We start from the raw sequence: 16,144 nt of genomic DNA, 5'->3' as shown, positions 1-16,144 counted from the left end.
CCCGTGGCAGATAACCCAGCATCAAGCGATGTCGAGAAAAACTTTGATGCCTCCGGCGGGGATATTTGGGCTCGGAAGATGGCGGGATAACCGCCACCCGATGCGTCAGTCGCCCGGCGCTGCGCAAAAGGTGGCGGCATCTTCGTCGGCGGTCATCGGCATCCCTGCCTGTCCCGCAAAGGCAGGATGGCGTATTAACCTTAAAATCGCATTAAGCCGCATCTTCCGAGCAAAAATATCCTCGGGGGTGAGGCGCGTCAGCGCCGAGGGGGCAGACAGCCCCCTACCGCCCTAGCTTGGCATGCACTTCGTCCAGGTCGATCTCGCCCAATGGCATCTTGTTGCCCGGATTTTCGAAATCGTATTTGAAGAGCCGGAAATCACGTTTGTAGATTTCATAGACCAGATGCATCGACAGATCGTCAAAGTAATCCGCCACCGGATGCAGCCGTTTTGGCCCGTGCCCCTCGCTTTCGTTGAAGCGCGGGATCGTGGCAAGGTCGATCGCATGGGGCCGGTCGGTCCGGTCCAGCACGACCTGCATGCCTTCGTCGAACCTCTCGGTCCAGAAGATATGATCGTAGCGCCCGCCGTTGGCGATATAGGTCGCGACATGGCCCGACATGGCGGACCAATGGATGTCGGGTTCCATCGGTTTGCGCCAGCGGATCGTGTCGCGAGCGAAAAGCAGGAACCGCCGGAAGCTCTTGATCTGGTCAAAGGCAAATCCGTCGGCCGGATCGCCCACGTCGATGCCATATTTCTGGATCAATTGCGGGACCAGATTGCCCCGGTAGTAATTCCCGCTGCGCTGCACGCCGCAGATCTTGTCGAAGAAGGACGACAGGATCCGGGTATAGGGGTTGCGCACACAGGTGAAGGCAAAGCTTTTATGCGCCAGCACATTGTCGCGGATCGGCTGCTGGCTGTCCTCGAGGGCCCATTTGTGCAGGCCTGACTTTGCATCATGGATATCGCCATCAAAGAAGCGACCGTGATCGGAATAATACATGATCTGTCCGATGGTCGAACAGGCGCATTTCGGCACGACGCGGTAGACCATGCTTTCGCTGGTGGTCATCCAGATACCGGGGAAATTGGCCAATACGATGCTCCTTTGCGGCAAGTTGATCCCGCTTGGGGCATAAAGGCAAAGAAACCCTGTCACTTCAATGTCTCTTTGCGGTAGAACGCGACAAAGCCACTCGCGGAATGAATGAATATCATGGCACGTGTCGCCTTTATCCTGCTTTGCCACAAAGACCCCGATGCCATCCTGGACCAGGTGGCGCGGCTGACCGCTGCCGGTGATTATGTGGCGATCCATTTCGATGCCTCTGCCGCAGCTGCCGATTACCGCAAGATCACGGGGGCGTTGGCGGATCATCCCAATGTCACTTTCGTGACCCGCCGGGTCCGGTGCGGCTGGGGCGAATGGAGCCTGGTCGAGGCGACGTTGCGCGGCTTGCAGGCCGCATTGGCCGCTTTTGCCCAAGCCACCCATTTCTACATGCTGTCAGGCGATTGCATGCCGATCAAATCGGCCGATTATGCGCATCGCTTTCTGGATATGCATGACAAGGATTTCATCGAGAGTTTCGATTTCTTTGATACCGATTGGATCAAGACCGGGTTTCGCGAAGAACGGCTGATCTATCGTCATTATTTCAACGAGCGCAGCCAGAAACGCCGGTTTTATGCGGCTTTTGCCTTGCAGAAGCGGTTCAACATCACCCGCGCGCTGCCATCTGGCATCAATGTCATGATCGGCAGCCAATGGTGGTGCCTGCGTCGCCGCAGCGTCGAGGCGGTGCTGGCCTTCACCCGCCAGCGCCCGGACGTGATCCGGTTCTTTCGCACCACCTGGATTCCCGATGAGACTTTTTTCCAGACCCTGGTCCGCCATTTGGTGCCCGGCCGCGAGATCGAGAGCCGCACCCTGACCTTTCTGATGTTCAGCGATTACGGGATGCCGGTGTCCTTTTACAACGACCATGCCGATTTCTTGCTGGGCCAGGATGCTTTGTTCGCGCGCAAGATCAGCGCAGAGGCGCATGGCCTGAAAAAGCGGCTGGGTGCGCTTTATGCCTCGGGGCAGGCGGATTTCACCATTTCCAACGAAGGCCGCACGCTGTTCAGCTTTCTGACCGCGCGCGGGCGCAGCGGGCGCCGGTTCGCACCGCGATTCTGGGAGGCGGAAATGGCGATCGGGGTGGGGCGTAGCCTGCTGATCATCCTGTGCAAGAAATGGCATGTCGCCAAGCGGCTGACCGCCGCGATCCGCCAGAATACCGATATTGCGGCCTTTGATTACCTGTTCAACGAAGCCCAGACGCCCTTGCCCGATATGGGCGGGATCGAAAGGTCGCTGGCCAAACGCGGCCGGAACCACGGTGCCTTTATGCGGATGCTTTATGATCATGCGGGGACGGATCGGGTGGTGATCTGTCTGGATACATCCAGCCTTGATCTGATCACGGCATTTCAGGCCGACCGCGCGGATGTCCGGATGCTGGAAATCGAGTGCAGCCTCTGTGACGATTACCTGATCGGCCATGCGATCCGCGTCGGGTTGGCCGGGCCGCAGAGCTCGCCCGCGACTTTCGCGCGCTTGCTGCCCACGATTCGCCGTGACATGATCCATGAAGGTGATGCGATCCGCGATGCCGGTTTCAAGCAAACCTCCCGTCTGCGCGAAACAGCGACCGAGGCCGAGAATGCGGCTGCGATCGCCGCGTTTCTGGGCGTCGAGGAGGCCGTTGCGCTGGAATTGGCCCGCACGCCGCACCTGTTTGTCGATTGAGGATAAAAGATGACTTTTGAATATGACGACCAGAATATCTTTGCCAAAATTCTGCGCGGGGAGATCCCCAATCAGACAATCTATGAAAACGATCATGCGCTGGCGTTCAACGATATCAACCCGCAGGCCCCCGTCCATGTGCTGGTGATCCCCAAGGGGGCCTATGTCAGCCTGGACCATTTCGCGCGCGATGCGTCACCTGCCGAACAGGTGGGGTTCATGCAGGCCGTGGCCGAGGTCTGCCGTCTGACCGATGTGGACCAAGGGTTCCGCGCCATTGCCAATGCGCGCAGCCACGGCGTGCAGGATGTGCCGCATTACCATCTGCATATCATCGGTGGGCGCCAGTTGGGCCGGATGCTGCAAGGCTGACAGCCCGTCTGCGACGGGCTGGCCTCTGGCAGGGATATTTGGGCTCGGAAGATGTCAGGAGGTCAGTGACAGGAACACGTCTTCCAGATCAGCCTCGCGGCTTTGCACATCCTTGATGGTGATGCCCGCGTCGCGGACCAGTGACAGGATCGCATCGGCTTGGGTGATGCCGGCGCTATAGGTAAAGCTGAGCCGCCCGTCGTCATGTGCCTGTCCGGTGATACCGTCGGGCAAAGCGGGCAGGGCGGCCGCCTGTGTCGGCGTAATCACCAGCGTCTTGCTGTCCAGCCGTCCGAGCAGGTTTGCCGTGCTGTCGCGCGTCACCACCGCGCCGTGGTTGATGATCGCGATCTCGTCGCACATTTCCTGCGCTTCTTGCAGGTAATGCGTCGTCAGGATGATGGTCATGCCCTGTTGGTTCAGCGCGCGTACATTGTCCCACAGCATGTTGCGCAGCGCGATATCGACCCCGGCGGTCGGTTCATCGAGCACAAGGATCTGCGGGCTATGCACCAGCGCTTTGCCCAAGAGCAGCCGCCGCCGCATCCCCCCCGAAAGCGAGCGGGCATAGGCATCGGCCTTGTCGGTCAGCCCGATCAGATCGAGGATTTCGGCCGTTCTGCGCTGTGCTTTCGGCACGCCGTAAAGCCCTGCCTGCACATCCAGTGATCCTGCCGGCGTGAAGAACGGATCGAGATTCGGTTCCTGCGGCATGATCCCGATGGCCGCGCGCGACTGGCGCGGGTTCTTGTCCTGATCGAAGCCCCAGATTTTCACCGACCCGGCCGATTTCACCACCAGCCCCGCCAGAATGTTGATCAGCGTCGATTTGCCCGCCCCGTTCGGCCCCAAAAGGCCAAAGATCGCCCCGCGCGGGATGGTCAGGTCGATGCCTTTCAGCGCCTCATGCGCGGGCGCGCGGGCCGTGGCGGCATAGGTTTTGCGCAGGCCACTGATTTCGATGGCGTTGTCGGTCATGCTGGTCTTTCCCCTTTGCCACGGCTGCGGTATAGGATGACACATAAGGCGGGCAGCGCCCCGCGGCAATCAGACAGGCTATGCAGATGACCACACCCGCCCCCGAGACCCGCATCGTTCAAGACTGGCGCGTGTCCTGCGACGGCGGCGAAGGCGCGCTGGGCCATCCCCGGGTCTGGCTGCAGATCCCCGAAGGCCGCGGCTGGATCGAATGCCCCTATTGCGATGCCAAGCTGGTCCACAAGGATTTCGAAGGCAAGGTCTAGCTGATCGGGATGTCGCCCTGCACGCAGGGCAGGGACGCGCCATAGGCCCCCTGCGGTGTCAGGAATTGCAGCACGTTCTCGCCCGACCAGACGCGGATTGCATGGCCGGTGCTGGTTTGGCCCTGACCGATGACAGTGCCCGTGATATTGTCCTGATTGTAGTAGATCACATCCATATCGGTGCCGTCAGAGCAGCCGAGCCGCGCCAGCCCCGTGCCCATCGGCCCGTTTGAATCCCAGACACCGCTGCAACTGGTCCCATCCGACATCTGGCCGGTGACGGCTCCGGCATCCCAGCCGCGCGCCTGCCCGTCGAATGTCACCCCCTGATCGCCGATACAGGCCAGCACGCGCACGCAATTCTTGGCGCTGAAAGGGAGGTTGCGGCAAATGCTGCTGTCCTGCGCTGCGGCGCTGCTGGCGGCAATGATGGCTGGAAGGATGAGACGGATCATGGCAAAACCTTGTAACCAGAGAAAAGGACCATAACGATGGCGCAAACATTCGGCAAAGGCTGTCACCTGCATCTGATCGACGGATCGGCCTTCATCTTTCGCGCCTATCATGCGCTTCCGCCGCTGACGCGCAAGTCCGATGGTCTGCCGGTCGGCGCGGTCAGCGGTTTTGTGAACATGTTGCAACGTTATGTCGAAAATAATTCCGGCGCGGATGCGGCCACCCATGTCGCCGTGATCTTTGACAAGGGCAGCCACACGTTCCGCAATGACATGTATGACCAATACAAAGCCAACCGCGAGGCCATGCCCGAGGAATTGCGCCCGCAGATCCCGCTCACGCGCGATGCGACCCGCGCCTTCAACATCGCCTGCGAGGAAGTCGAGGGGTTCGAGGCCGATGATATCATCGCCACCCTTGCCCACCGCGCGCGCCGCGCGGGGGGCCGTGTCACCATCGTCAGTTCCGACAAGGACCTGATGCAGCTGGTTGGCGATGGCGTCGAAATGCTCGACCCGATGAAGAACAAACGCATCGACCGCGACGGGGTGTTTGAAAAATTCGGCGTCTATCCCGACCGCGTCGTCGATGTGCAGGCGCTTGCGGGCGATTCGGTTGATAACGTGCCGGGCGCGCCGGGCATCGGGATCAAAACTGCCGCCCTGCTGATCAATGCATTCGGCGATCTGGAAAGCCTGCTGGACCGCGCGGGCGAGATCACGCAACCCAAGCGCCGCGAAACGCTGGTGAACCACCGCGTGCAGATCGAATTATCCAAGAAACTGGTCCAGCTTGACTGCGATATGGCGCTTGATTTCGGTCTGGACGACCTGGAAATCCGCATACCCGACCCTGACACGCTGCTGGCCTTTCTGGCCAAGATGGAATTCCGAACGGTGTCCAAACGGATCGCCGATAAGCTCGGCGTTGCCGCCCCCGTGATCGAGGCGCCGGCCCCCGCGACGGACATTGCCCCAACCGAGGCCGTGCCTTTCGATGCCGACAGCTATGAATGCGTCCGCGATGCCGCTGCCCTGCAGGTCTGGATCGACCGGATCGTCGAGGCGGGCCATGTCGCCATCGACACCGAAACCACCAACCTTGACGAAATGCGCGCCGATCTGGTCGGCATCTCGCTTTGCGTGGCGGCGGGGCAGGCCTGCTATATCCCGCTGGCGCATAAGGCGGGGGCGGATGACCTGTTCGGCTCTGATGCGCGGGCCGAGGGGCAGATGGATATGGCGCAATGCCTCGCCATGCTCAAACCCGTGCTGGAGGATGCAAGCATCCTCAAGATCGGGCAGAATATGAAATATGACGCCAAGATCTTTGCGTTGCTGGGGATCGATGTCGCCCCCATCGATGACACGATGCTGATGTCCTATGCGCTGCATGCGGGCCTGCATAATCACGGCATGGACACGCTGTCCGAACGCTATCTGGGGCACGTGCCAATCCCGATCAAGCCGCTGCTGGGCACCGGCAAATCCGCCGTGACCTTTGACCGGGTGCCGGTCGCCGATGCGGTAAAATACGCCGCCGAGGATGCCGATGTCACCCTGCGCCTCTGGCAGATGCTCAAACCGCAATTGCATGTGAACCGCGTGACCACCGTCTATGAAACGCTGGAACGGCCGCTGGTGCCGGTGCTGGCGCAGATGGAAATGCACGGCATCATGGTCGACCGCGATACGCTGTCGCGGATGTCCAATGCTTTCGCGCAAAAGATGGCGGGGCTGGAAGACGAGATCCAGAAAATGGCAGGCCGCCCGTTCAACGTGGGCTCGCCCAAGCAATTGGGTGAAATCCTGTTCGATGAATTGGGGCTGGCCATGCCCGATGGCAAGACCCCGGCCAAAGGTAAAACCGGTGCCTATTCCACCGGGGCGGACGTGCTCGAAGACCTCGCCACGATCCACGACCTGCCACGGCGCATCCTTGACTGGCGGCAATTGGCGAAACTGAAATCGACCTATACCGACGCGCTGCAGGACCATATCAACCCCGATACAGGGCGCGTGCATACATCCTATTCCATCGCAGGCGCGATCACGGGGCGGCTGGCCTCGACCGATCCGAACCTGCAAAACATCCCCGTGCGATCAGACGAAGGGCGGCGCATCCGCGAAGCTTTCGTCGCGGCGCCGGGCAATGTGATCGTCAGCCTTGATTACAGCCAGATCGAATTGCGCATCCTTGCGCATATCGCGGGGATCGACGCGCTGAAACAGGCGTTTCTGGACGGGATCGACATCCATGCAATGACGGCGTCCGAAATGTTCGACGTGCCGCTGGACCAGATGACGCCCGAGATCCGCCGCCAGGCCAAGGCGATCAATTTCGGGGTGATCTACGGGATTTCGGGCTTTGGCCTTGCGCGCAACCTACGGATCCCGCGCAGCGATGCCCAAGGCTTCATCGACCGCTATTTCGAACGCTTCCCGGGCATCCGGCAATATATGGATGACACAATCGCCTTTGCGCGCGACCACGGCTATGTGCAAACGCTGTTTGGCCGGCGGATCAACACGCCCGAGATCAACACCAAAGGCCCGCAAGCCGGTTTCGCCAAACGGGCCGCGATCAATGCGCCGATCCAAGGCACCGCCGCCGATGTGATCCGGCGCGCGATGATCCGCATGCCCGCCGCGATCAAGGACCTGCCCGCCAAAATGCTGCTGCAAGTGCATGACGAGCTGTTGTTCGAGGTCGATGCCAGCGCCGCCGAGGACCTGATCGGCGTGGCGCGGCAGGTGATGGAAACCGCCAGCGATCCTGCGGTCAAACTCGATGTCAAATTGGCGGTGGATGCGGGCCAAGGCCCGAACTGGGCCACCGCGCATTAAAAAAGGCGCGAGGGTCACCCCCCGCGCCTGCACCTTCTTTTTTCCAAAAATACTCCCGCGCGGCGCGCTCCGTCGCGCCAGCGGCGGATCAGTTCACCGAATTTGCGGTGACCAGATTGGCCTGCGATTTCTGTGCAGGCGCAATCGCGATCCGGCGCGGTTTCAGCGCCTCGGGCACATCGCGCACCAGATCGATATGCAGCATGCCGTTTTCATGCAAGGCACCGGTGACCTGCACATGATCGGCCAGATGGAAGCGGCGTTCAAACGCACGGGTGGCAATGCCGCGATGCAGGAACTTGCGCTCACTGTCATCAGCGTCCTTGCGCGCGGTGACATGCAGCGCGCGGTCCTTCACCTCGATGGCCAGCTCATCTTCGGCGAAACCGGCCACGGCGATGGAAATACGCCAGCCGTCATCAGCGGTCTTTTCGATATTATAAGGGGGATAGCTGGTCTGGCCCATATCACTGGCCAAAGCACGGTCCAGCAGGTCGGCGATCTGGTCAAAACCGACGGTTGCACGATACAGCGGGGTCAAATCGAAACTACGCATAGGGTCATCCTTTTCATCAAGCGATAACAATCTGTGGCCTTCCAAAACCGGACAGGCCCTTGTCGCAGGGCCCGTCATTGGCACCCTGCTGGTGAAGATTTGGGAAAGGATCAGATGGGTTTCAAGACCCTAATCGACAGTGACGAATTTGGCGCCTGTGTCGTTGCGCGCACCCTGGGACATGATCCGCTGGCTGCCGCCCGGACGCGCCGGTCCCTGGGATGCGAAATGCGCCATCAGCCTGCGCAGCGGTGCCTCAAGCGAGGTGCCAAGCGAGACTTTCTCGCCGCCGACCTGCGCCATCGCCGAGACGACAGAGGCGATCCGCGTCTCACCATCGCGCATGATAAAGACCGGCGATCCGCTTGATCCGTAATCGACATCGCAGGTCATGATAATTACGCCGGTCTGGCGGCCCAGCACATTGCAGACCTCTTGCAGGCTTGGCACATCTTCGCGCCCGCGCCTGTAAGAGACAACACCGACCTCGTCCCCCGCCAGCGGACGATCCGCGATCAGATAGGGGCGCAGGCGGGTTTCTCGGATCGGCAAATCCAGTTCCAGCACGGCGATATCCATCGCCACGGCCGCAGGGCGGGTCGCGCCGCCCGTATGGATATAATCCGGATGCGCCACGGCCCGGATCACCCCGCGGGTCGCGGCCGCGCGCCCGTCCCGCAATCCGGCCCGAAAGGAAAACCGCTCTGCCGCCACCAGCGACCCGTCACTGTCATAAAGACAATGCGCCGCCGTCAGGATCAGGCGCTCGCGGATCAGGGCCGCCGTGCAAAAGCCTTTCCCCGCGATGTCCAGCCGCCCGACAGCTTCCCAGCCCTGGCTTGCCTGGCGCGTTTGCAAGGTGACCAGCGCCGATTCCTGCGCCAGCGCAATGGTGCCGGTCAGCGCCATGAACAGCGTGACGATGAAATGGCGCATCCTGTCTCCCGTTCGCGGCCCGCAGATGGATGATATACGGGGCCGCGTCACGGCGCTAGCGCAGGATCGGCACCTGTGGCGCGGAATTGCCCGATGCAAGCAGCGCAGGCGGCTGCGGCCCACCGGTCGCCCAATCCAGCAGCTCGACCGTATGCACGATCGGCACGGCGGTGGCGCTGCCGATCTGCATCATGCAGCCGATATTGCCCGCGGCGATGATATCGGGGACCAGCGCCTCCAATGTGGTGACCTTGCGCGCCTTCAATTGCTTGGAAATCTCGGGCTGCATCAGATTATAGGTGCCTGCGGACCCACAGCACAAATGGCTGTCGGCCGGTTCCAGCACGGTGAAACCGGCCTTTTTCAGCAAATCCTTGGGATAGGTCTTGATCTTCTGGCCATGTTGCAGCGAACAGGCGGCGTGATAGGCGACCTTGGTGCCTTTGTCGGCCCCTGCGGGCAGGTCAAGCTTCATCAACACTTCGGAGACATCCATCGCGATGGCGGCAACCCGCGCGGCATCGGCGGCCAGCGGGTCATTGCGGAACATATGGCCGTAATCCTTGACCGTCGTGCCGCAGCCCGATGTGTTGATCACGATCGCATCAAGCCCGCCCTGATCCATCTCGCGCACCCAGGCGCGGATATTGGCGGCGGCGGCGGCATGGCTTTCGGCCTCTTTGCCCATGTGATGGGTCAAGGCCCCGCAACAGCCCGCGCCTTCGGCCACGACCACCTCGGCCCCGAAACGGGTGAGCAAGCGGATCGTGGCATCGTTGATATCCGTGTTCAGTGCCTTTTGCGCACAGCCGGTCATCAAGGCGACGCGCATTTTCTTGTCAGCGACGGCAAAGGTCTGCGGATCATCATTGCGGCTGACCGGCGGGATGACCTTTGGCGCCATTTCCAGCATCGCGCGCAGACGGGGGTCGGGCATGAACCGCGCAAAGGGCCGCCCGATCTTGGCCCCCAGCAGCGCCAGGCGGAACCGCATCGGATAGGGCAGCACCTGCGCCAGAATCCAGCGCAAGGCACGGTCCGACCAGGGCCGGTCGTAATTCTTTTCGATATAGGCGCGGGCATGATCGACCAGATGCATGTAATGCACACCAGAGGGACAGGTCGTCATACAGGCCAGGCACGACAGGCAACGGTCGATATGCTTGACCGTCTTGGCATCGGGCACACGCTCGTTTTCGAGCATATCCTTGATCAGGTAGATCCGGCCCCGCGGGCTGTCGAGCTCATCGCCCAGCACCTGATAGGTCGGGCAGGTCGCGGTGCAGAACCCGCAATGCACGCAGGTCCGCAGGATCTGGTTGGCGCGCGCCGTGCCGGGCTCGGCCAGCTGCTCTGGTGTGAATGTCGTTTGCATCAGCCCATCATCCCCGGATTGAATATGCCGCGCGGATCGAATTTCGCGCGCAATGCGGTGCTCAGCGCGGCAACAGGCGCCGGTTCCGGCTGGAACACCGGCACATCGGCCTGCCCCCGGATCAGCGTGGCATGGCCCGCAAAATCCCCAAGCCGCGCGCGCAGATCGCCATCAGCCAAAAGCCAGACCAAGCCGCCCGCCCAATCATAGATCACCGCGCTTGCACCCGCCTTGGCGACCAGCGCGGGCGCATCCGATGCCTTGACCGACAGCCGCCAGACACAGCCCTGCTGCCCGGCAAAGGCGGTCACATCGCGGATCGCGGCCCAAAGCGCGGCCGATGCGGCGTGATCATCCATCACGGCCACGGCCCCGAACGGGGCAAGCACCCACGCCAGCGCCTGGGCGCGATAGGCAACCGACGCGGCAAAGCCTTCCAGCCGCAACAGGGTGCGCCCTGATGCGGGATCATGCGCCGCCCCCGTCACCTCGAAAGGCGAGGACATGGCAGCCGCCATCGCGGCCACGGCCCTGGGATCATCCAGCCCCTCCAGCACCAGCGTCACTTGCGTTTCCACATCCGGCAGGACCTTCAACGACACTTCGGTCAGCACACCCAAAGTGCCATAAGACCCGGTCAGCAGCTTGACCAGATCATAGCCGGTGACATTCTTCATCACGCGGCCGCCGTTCTTGATGATATTGCCCGCACCATCGACAAAGCGCACACCCAGCATGAAATCGCGGCAGGCCCCCACTGAAATGCGCCGTGGCCCTGACACATTGGCCGCGACCATGCCGCCGATGGTCGGATCGCCCTCGGTGCCAAGCAGCGCGCGATGATCCATCGGCTCGAACGCCAAGCGCTGGTTTTCGGCCGCCAGCCGCGCCTGCACCTCGGCCAAAGGCGTGCCCGCCTTGGCCACCAGCGTCAGCGCGCCGGGTTCATAAAGCGTGATCCCCGCCATGCCTGCCAGCGACAGCGCAGCACCGGTGCTGCGCCCGATAGGCCGCGTGCCGCCGCCCATGATCCGCAGCGGGCCATCGGCCTCGGCCACCATGCGGGCAAGCTCTTGCTCGTTCTGGGGTGTCATATCATCTTCCGAGTATAAATATCCTGGGGGAGACCCGGACAGGGTCCGGGGCGGGGGCAAAGCCCCCTCACGCCGCGCGTCTTGGGGCAGAGCTATCCAGCGGAAACACCTTGGCGGCATTCAGCAACCATGCGGGATCGAACACATCCTTGACCGCCATCTGCGCTTCCAGATCGGCGGGGGCGAATTGCACATGCATCAGGTCACGCTTTTCGATCCCCACACCATGTTCGCCGGTCAGACAGCCGCCGACCTCGACACAAAGCCGCAGGATATCGGCGCCGAATGCCTCGCAGAGTTCCAGATCGCCGGGCTTATTGGCGTCAAACAGGATCAGCGGATGCATATTTCCATCGCCTGCATGAAAGACATTGCCAACGCCCAAGCCATATTCCTTGGACATCTCGCCGATCCGGCGCAGCACATAAGGCAGCGCGGACACCGGGATCGTGCCATCCAGACACATGTAATCATTGATCTGACCCATTGCGCCAAAGGCGGATTTGCGGCCCAGCCAGATCCGGCCAGCCTCGTCGGCATCCTTGGCCTCGCGCAGCTCGACGGGGTTGTGGCTGCGGGCGATCTGCATGATCAGCGCCAGCTGGGCGTCGATCTCGGCGGGGGATCCTTCGACCTCGACGATCAGCAGCGCCTCGCAGATCGGATAGCCAGCCTTGGCGAAAGCCTCGGTCGCCTCGATACAGGGGCGGTCCATGAACTCGATGGCGACCGGCAGGATGCCTGCCTTGATGATATCGGTGACAACCTGTCCGGCAACTTCGGAACTGTCATAGCCCATCAGCACGGGGCGCGCGCCTTCGGGCTTGGGCAGGATGCGCAGGGTCGCCTCGGTGACGACGCCCAATTGACCCTCGGACCCGCAGATCACGCCCAGCAGATCCAGCCCGCCCGCATCCATATGCGCGCCGCCGATCTCCATTACGGTGCCATCCATCGTGACCAGGGTCACACCCAGCAGGTTATTCGTGGTCACGCCATATTTCAGACAATGCGCGCCGCCCGAATTCATCGCGATATTGCCCGCGATGGCACAGGCCAGCTGGCTGGACGGATCGGGAGCATAGAAAAACCCGTCCGCCTCGACAGCGCCGGTGACCGACAGGTTGGTGCGGCCGGTCTGCAGGCGGATATAGCGGTCGGGGTAATTCGTCTCGATCACCTGGGTCATGCGCGCCACGCCAAGGATCACGCAATCAGCCGTCGGTAGCGCGCCGCCCGCCAGCGAGGTGCCAGACCCGCGCGGCACCACAGGCACGCCCATGTCATGGCAGATCTTCAGCACCGCCGCGACCTGTTCGGTCGTCGAGGGCAAGACCACGGCCAAAGGCGGACAGCGATAGGCGGTCAGCGCATCACATTCATAGGCGCGGGTTTCCGCGATATCCGACATCAGCGCATCGGCCGGCAGCACGGCCGCAAGGCGGGCGACAATCTGGTCCTTGCGCGACAAGACGCCGGCATTGGGTAATGGCATTTGCATGGAGCGCGCTCCCCCCTGGGTATGACTGGTAAGATTATATGACCAATTTTGCCTTCTGGCAAGTTTGAACTGGACCGGCTATGGATTTCACATGACTTTGCTTGATCACCTTGGGTTACTCAACCAGTTTGACGCGGTAGCAGCGGCGCTGATCGTGCTGGTCTGGTGTGGCATTGGCTGGCGGATCGAACATCCCGGCCTGCGGCGTCCGTCGGTGACGGTGCTGATGTCGGAACGGCGACGCGACTGGATGAAGGTCTTTGTGACCCGTGACCCGCGCATCTTTGACAGCCAGATCCTGGCCGGTCTGCGCGAAGGCACGGCGTTCTTTGCCTCGACCAGCCTTTTTGCCATCGGCGGCGTGCTGGCCTTGCTGGGCAATACCGAAAGCCTGCGGGGCGTCGCGGCAGAGGTGACGGATACACAGGTTCCCGTGCTGATCTGGCAGCTGAAACTGGCGCTGGTCGCGCTGTTCCTGACCAATGGCTTTTTGAAATTCGTCTGGTCCAACCGGGTGTTCGGCTATTGCGCGGTGGTCATGGCCTCGGTGCCCAACGACCCGGCCGATCCGGTGGCCTATCCGCGCGCAGCCCAGGCGGCAGAGCTGAACATCCGCGCCGCGCTGAATTTCAACCGTGGCCTGCGGTCGATGTATTTCGCGCTGGCTGCCTTGGCCTGGCTTGCGGGACCGGGCGCGCTGATCCTGGCGACATTGATCGTTGCGGGGATCATCTGGTCGCGCGAATTCGCATCATTGCCGCGCAATGTGCTGATGAATGATTAGATTGTCTCGGACCAGGCCGCCAGATTCTGTGCAGGCCTGTCCTGCAACGCTTTAACGGCGGCCTTCGCGCAGCCAGGCCCCCAGGCTCAACATCGCGGCCAGCAGCAGGAATAGCCAGGCCGGCACCAGGGGCGTGATCTTGATATCAGCGGTCTGGAATGCGCCGCGCGGGGTGATCCCGATCCAGCCGCGCCCGGCGGCAGGGCGGCCGGGGCGCATGGCACGAATATCCACAGGTCCTTCTGACACCGGCATGATGCCGCCACGCTGCGCTGCGATCAGGGGCGCCAGCACGTCACCGGTCGCGATCGTCTGTTCGAATTCGCGCGGTGCCGCAGGGCCAAGCGCGATGACGGCCTGTTCTTCGCCGTCATCCAGCCGGTAGAGCCCGATTTCAGGCGCATCCCAAAGCGTCTCGAACCGGCCGGGGGATATCTCGGTCAATGGCACGCGTGTTTCGGTCCCGTCGGGATGGGTGATGGTCACGTCACCGGCAGTGTCAGACAGGGTGCGGCGGATGATCCGCATCTGCTGGCCGACAGGGGCGACGAACAGGGCCTCTTCCTCCAGCTCGGGTTCGCGCATCATCCAATGCGCCAGACGGCGCAGCAATTCCAACTGCGGCCCGCCGCCTTCATAGCCGCGATCCCAGAGCCAGGAATGATCCGAGGCCATCAGCGCCACACGACCCTCGCCAACCCGGTTCAACACCAGCAAGGGGCGGTCATCCAGCCCCGACATGACAACAGATGCCGCCTGCGGGACCAGCACATCAACCAGCCGGAACCAGCGGCCCCAGCCCGGACCATCGCCCTCGGCGGCAGGGGGCGCCAGCGCATCCAGCCCCGCGGTCACCGGATGGCGCGCGCCCAGATCGGTGATCTGCGGCACAAAGCCTTGCTCGAACACGCGCGCGGTCGGCGCACCCGGCAGCACCGCCCCCAGAGGCGAGCGATAGATACTATCCGCCGCGCCATATTCCGGCCCTGAAGAAATCAGCACCGCCCCGCCCTGTTCGACATAATTGCGGATATTGTCGAAATAGGCATTGGGCAGAATACCGCGCCGGCGGTAACGGTCAAAGATGATCAGGTCGAAATCATCGATCTTTTCCAAGAATAGCTCGCGGGTGGGAAAGGCGATCAGCGACAATTCATTGACCGGCACGCCGTCCTGTTTCTCGGGCGGGCGCAGGATGGTGAAATGCACCAGATCCACCGCCGCGTCGGATTTCAACAGGTTGCGCCAGGTCCGCTCGCCCGGATGCGGCTCGCCCGACACCAGCAAGACGCTCAACCGGTCGCGCACGCCGTTGATCTGGATGACGGCGGCATTATTGCGGTCGGTCAATTCACCCGCAGTGGTCGGAATGGTGAATTGCAACACATTCATACCCGCATGGGCCAGCTGCACCGGCAGCTCGATATCGCGGCCCAGCGGGACAGGCAGGGTCAGCGGCGGTTCCCCGTCAATAGAGATCGACAGATCCACGGTCTGGGTGGCCGGTGCGGCGCCCTGATCCTCGATCCGCAGGGTCAGGTTGAAAGTCTCGCCCAGAATGGCAAAGGCGGGGGCATTGGACACCACCAGCCTGCGGTCCCAATCGTCAGGTTCCCCGGTCAGCAGCAGATGCAGCGGCGCGGGCAGGGCGGGGGCCTTGTCCATATCATGCAGGCGGCCGTCCGAAATCACGATGATCCCGGCAATCCGGCCCTGCGGCTCTTCGGCCAAAGCCTGCGCAAGCCTGGTCATCAAGGTCGTGCCTTGATCGCCCGGCGCATCGCCAAGCCTGACCAGACGCATTTCAGTATTCGGCTGGCGGTCCAATGCGGCGGTGATATGCGCCAGGGCTTGGGCATTCTGGTCAGGGCGGCCCGCGATGCGCTGGCTGGCACTTTCATCGAGGACGACCATGACGATATCGCTGAGCGGGGCGCGGTCCTCGCGCTGCAAGGACGGGTTGGCCATGGCCGCCAGCAAGGCCAGCCCCGCCAATGCGCGCAGCCACCAGCCGGGCAAGCGGCGCCAGGCCGCCAACACAACCGCCAGCGCCACAAGCCCCGCCAGCGCGTAAACCGCCACCAGCGGGATCAGCGGATCAAAGATCACCATGCCGGTCATGCGCCAAACTCCCCGCATCTTCCGAGCTTAAATATCCCCGCCGGAGGCGTCAGATG

General features: G+C 62.2%; 14 protein-coding genes. 5 read left to right on the top strand and 9 right to left on the bottom strand.

Translation table 11 applies throughout. The features are described from left to right. Positions 1 to 283: 283 nt before the first annotated feature. Positions 284 to 1,081: a sulfotransferase family protein gene (locus tag LOKVESSMR4R_RS13405; protein ID WP_087213225.1), complete on the bottom strand. Its 798-nt coding sequence runs from the start codon at positions 1,079 to 1,081 to the stop codon at positions 284 to 286. A gap of 144 nt (positions 1,082 to 1,225) precedes the next feature. Between LOKVESSMR4R_RS13405 and LOKVESSMR4R_RS13400 the strand changes: the two genes are divergently transcribed. Together LOKVESSMR4R_RS13400 and LOKVESSMR4R_RS13395 are read left to right on the top strand one after the other, a co-directional pair. After that, complete coding sequence (locus LOKVESSMR4R_RS13400) at positions 1,226 to 2,803, top strand: DUF5928 domain-containing protein (protein WP_087213222.1); 1,578 nt, start codon at positions 1,226 to 1,228, stop codon at positions 2,801 to 2,803. 9 nt (positions 2,804 to 2,812) lie between these two features. Then, complete coding sequence (locus LOKVESSMR4R_RS13395) at positions 2,813 to 3,175, top strand: HIT domain-containing protein (RefSeq protein ID WP_087209250.1); 363 nt, start codon at positions 2,813 to 2,815, stop codon at positions 3,173 to 3,175. Between the two features lie 54 nt (positions 3,176 to 3,229). On the opposite strand, the gene LOKVESSMR4R_RS13390 is transcribed toward LOKVESSMR4R_RS13395, so the two are convergent. Beyond that, positions 3,230 to 4,153 (bottom strand): ABC transporter ATP-binding protein, encoded by a 924-nt coding sequence (locus LOKVESSMR4R_RS13390; protein WP_087209247.1) that lies wholly within the window; start codon positions 4,151 to 4,153, stop codon positions 3,230 to 3,232. Positions 4,154 to 4,239: 86 nt separating this feature from the next. Between LOKVESSMR4R_RS13390 and LOKVESSMR4R_RS13385 the strand changes: the two genes are divergently transcribed. Continuing rightward, entirely contained in the window at positions 4,240 to 4,419 is a 180-nt protein-coding gene (locus tag LOKVESSMR4R_RS13385) for a zinc-finger domain-containing protein (RefSeq protein WP_087213220.1), read from the top strand. On the opposite strand, the gene LOKVESSMR4R_RS13380 is transcribed toward LOKVESSMR4R_RS13385, so the two are convergent. Next, entirely contained in the window at positions 4,416 to 4,874 is a 459-nt protein-coding gene (locus tag LOKVESSMR4R_RS13380; protein ID WP_157898228.1) for a hypothetical protein, read from the bottom strand. The two genes, LOKVESSMR4R_RS13385 and LOKVESSMR4R_RS13380, sit on opposite strands and share 4 nt — an antisense overlap. A 36-nt stretch (positions 4,875 to 4,910) precedes the next feature. On the opposite strand from LOKVESSMR4R_RS13380, the gene polA reads away from it, so the two are divergent. Next, a complete protein-coding gene (gene polA / locus LOKVESSMR4R_RS13375; protein ID WP_087209241.1) occupies positions 4,911 to 7,721 on the top strand; it encodes a DNA polymerase I in 2,811 nt (936 codons plus the stop codon). 88 nt (positions 7,722 to 7,809) lie between these two features. Here the strand turns inward: polA and LOKVESSMR4R_RS13370 are convergent, their stop codons facing one another. The 5 genes from LOKVESSMR4R_RS13370 to LOKVESSMR4R_RS13350 form a co-directional block, all read right to left on the bottom strand. Further along, a complete protein-coding gene (locus LOKVESSMR4R_RS13370; protein WP_087213217.1) occupies positions 7,810 to 8,277 on the bottom strand; it encodes an Hsp20 family protein in 468 nt (155 codons plus the stop codon). 129 nt (positions 8,278 to 8,406) lie between these two features. Then, positions 8,407 to 9,213, bottom strand: a complete 807-nt coding sequence (locus tag LOKVESSMR4R_RS13365) for a trypsin-like serine peptidase (RefSeq protein ID WP_237331789.1) — start codon at positions 9,211 to 9,213, stop codon at positions 8,407 to 8,409. 55 nt (positions 9,214 to 9,268) lie between these two features. After that, entirely contained in the window at positions 9,269 to 10,588 is a 1,320-nt protein-coding gene (gene glcF, locus LOKVESSMR4R_RS13360; protein ID WP_087209238.1) for a glycolate oxidase subunit GlcF, read from the bottom strand. Next, positions 10,588 to 11,682 carry an FAD-binding protein gene (locus LOKVESSMR4R_RS13355; RefSeq protein ID WP_087209235.1) on the bottom strand — a complete coding sequence of 365 codons (1,095 nt, stop codon included), beginning with the start codon at positions 11,680 to 11,682 and terminating at the stop codon, positions 10,588 to 10,590. The genes glcF and LOKVESSMR4R_RS13355 overlap by 1 nt, the downstream gene beginning before the upstream one ends. A 67-nt stretch (positions 11,683 to 11,749) precedes the next feature. After that, complete coding sequence (locus LOKVESSMR4R_RS13350; RefSeq protein WP_087209232.1) at positions 11,750 to 13,183, bottom strand: FAD-linked oxidase C-terminal domain-containing protein; 1,434 nt, start codon at positions 13,181 to 13,183, stop codon at positions 11,750 to 11,752. Between the two features lie 91 nt (positions 13,184 to 13,274). On the opposite strand from LOKVESSMR4R_RS13350, the gene LOKVESSMR4R_RS13345 reads away from it, so the two are divergent. Continuing rightward, a complete protein-coding gene (locus tag LOKVESSMR4R_RS13345; RefSeq protein WP_087209230.1) occupies positions 13,275 to 13,967 on the top strand; it encodes a DUF599 domain-containing protein in 693 nt (230 codons plus the stop codon). A 51-nt stretch (positions 13,968 to 14,018) separates the two neighbouring features. Here LOKVESSMR4R_RS13345 and LOKVESSMR4R_RS13340 read toward each other — a convergent pair whose 3' ends face one another. Further along, positions 14,019 to 16,088, bottom strand: coding sequence for a hypothetical protein (locus tag LOKVESSMR4R_RS13340; RefSeq protein WP_087209226.1), 2,070 nt, complete (start codon positions 16,086 to 16,088; stop codon positions 14,019 to 14,021). Positions 16,089 to 16,144: the final 56 nt, after the last annotated feature.

The organism is Yoonia vestfoldensis (assembly GCF_002158905.1).
GTDB lineage: Bacteria > Pseudomonadota > Alphaproteobacteria > Rhodobacterales > Rhodobacteraceae > Yoonia > Yoonia vestfoldensis_B.
Note: the sequence above shows the minus strand (reverse complement) of the source record. Positions and strands in the feature narration are given on the sequence as shown.

Bases quoted from the DNA above. Each gene is read 5' to 3' on its own strand.
- LOKVESSMR4R_RS13405 (WP_087213225.1), bottom strand. From the start codon at position 1,081: ATGACCACCAGCGAAAGCATGGTCTACCGCGTCGTGCCGAAATGCGCC.
- LOKVESSMR4R_RS13400 (WP_087213222.1), top strand. From the start codon at position 1,226: ATGGCACGTGTCGCCTTTATCCTGCTTTGCCACAAAGACCCCGATGCC.
- LOKVESSMR4R_RS13395 (WP_087209250.1), top strand. From the start codon at position 2,813: ATGACTTTTGAATATGACGACCAGAATATCTTTGCCAAAATTCTGCGC.
- LOKVESSMR4R_RS13390 (WP_087209247.1), bottom strand. From the start codon at position 4,153: ATGACCGACAACGCCATCGAAATCAGTGGCCTGCGCAAAACCTATGCC.
- LOKVESSMR4R_RS13385 (WP_087213220.1), top strand. From the start codon at position 4,240: ATGACCACACCCGCCCCCGAGACCCGCATCGTTCAAGACTGGCGCGTG.
- LOKVESSMR4R_RS13380 (WP_157898228.1), bottom strand. From the start codon at position 4,874: ATGATCCGTCTCATCCTTCCAGCCATCATTGCCGCCAGCAGCGCCGCA.
- polA (WP_087209241.1), top strand. From the start codon at position 4,911: ATGGCGCAAACATTCGGCAAAGGCTGTCACCTGCATCTGATCGACGGA.
- LOKVESSMR4R_RS13370 (WP_087213217.1), bottom strand. From the start codon at position 8,277: ATGCGTAGTTTCGATTTGACCCCGCTGTATCGTGCAACCGTCGGTTTT.
- LOKVESSMR4R_RS13365 (WP_237331789.1), bottom strand. From the start codon at position 9,213: ATGCGCCATTTCATCGTCACGCTGTTCATGGCGCTGACCGGCACCATT.
- glcF (WP_087209238.1), bottom strand. From the start codon at position 10,588: ATGCAAACGACATTCACACCAGAGCAGCTGGCCGAGCCCGGCACGGCG.
- LOKVESSMR4R_RS13355 (WP_087209235.1), bottom strand. From the start codon at position 11,682: ATGACACCCCAGAACGAGCAAGAGCTTGCCCGCATGGTGGCCGAGGCC.
- LOKVESSMR4R_RS13350 (WP_087209232.1), bottom strand. From the start codon at position 13,183: ATGCAAATGCCATTACCCAATGCCGGCGTCTTGTCGCGCAAGGACCAG.
- LOKVESSMR4R_RS13345 (WP_087209230.1), top strand. From the start codon at position 13,275: ATGACTTTGCTTGATCACCTTGGGTTACTCAACCAGTTTGACGCGGTA.
- LOKVESSMR4R_RS13340 (WP_087209226.1), bottom strand. From the start codon at position 16,088: ATGACCGGCATGGTGATCTTTGATCCGCTGATCCCGCTGGTGGCGGTT.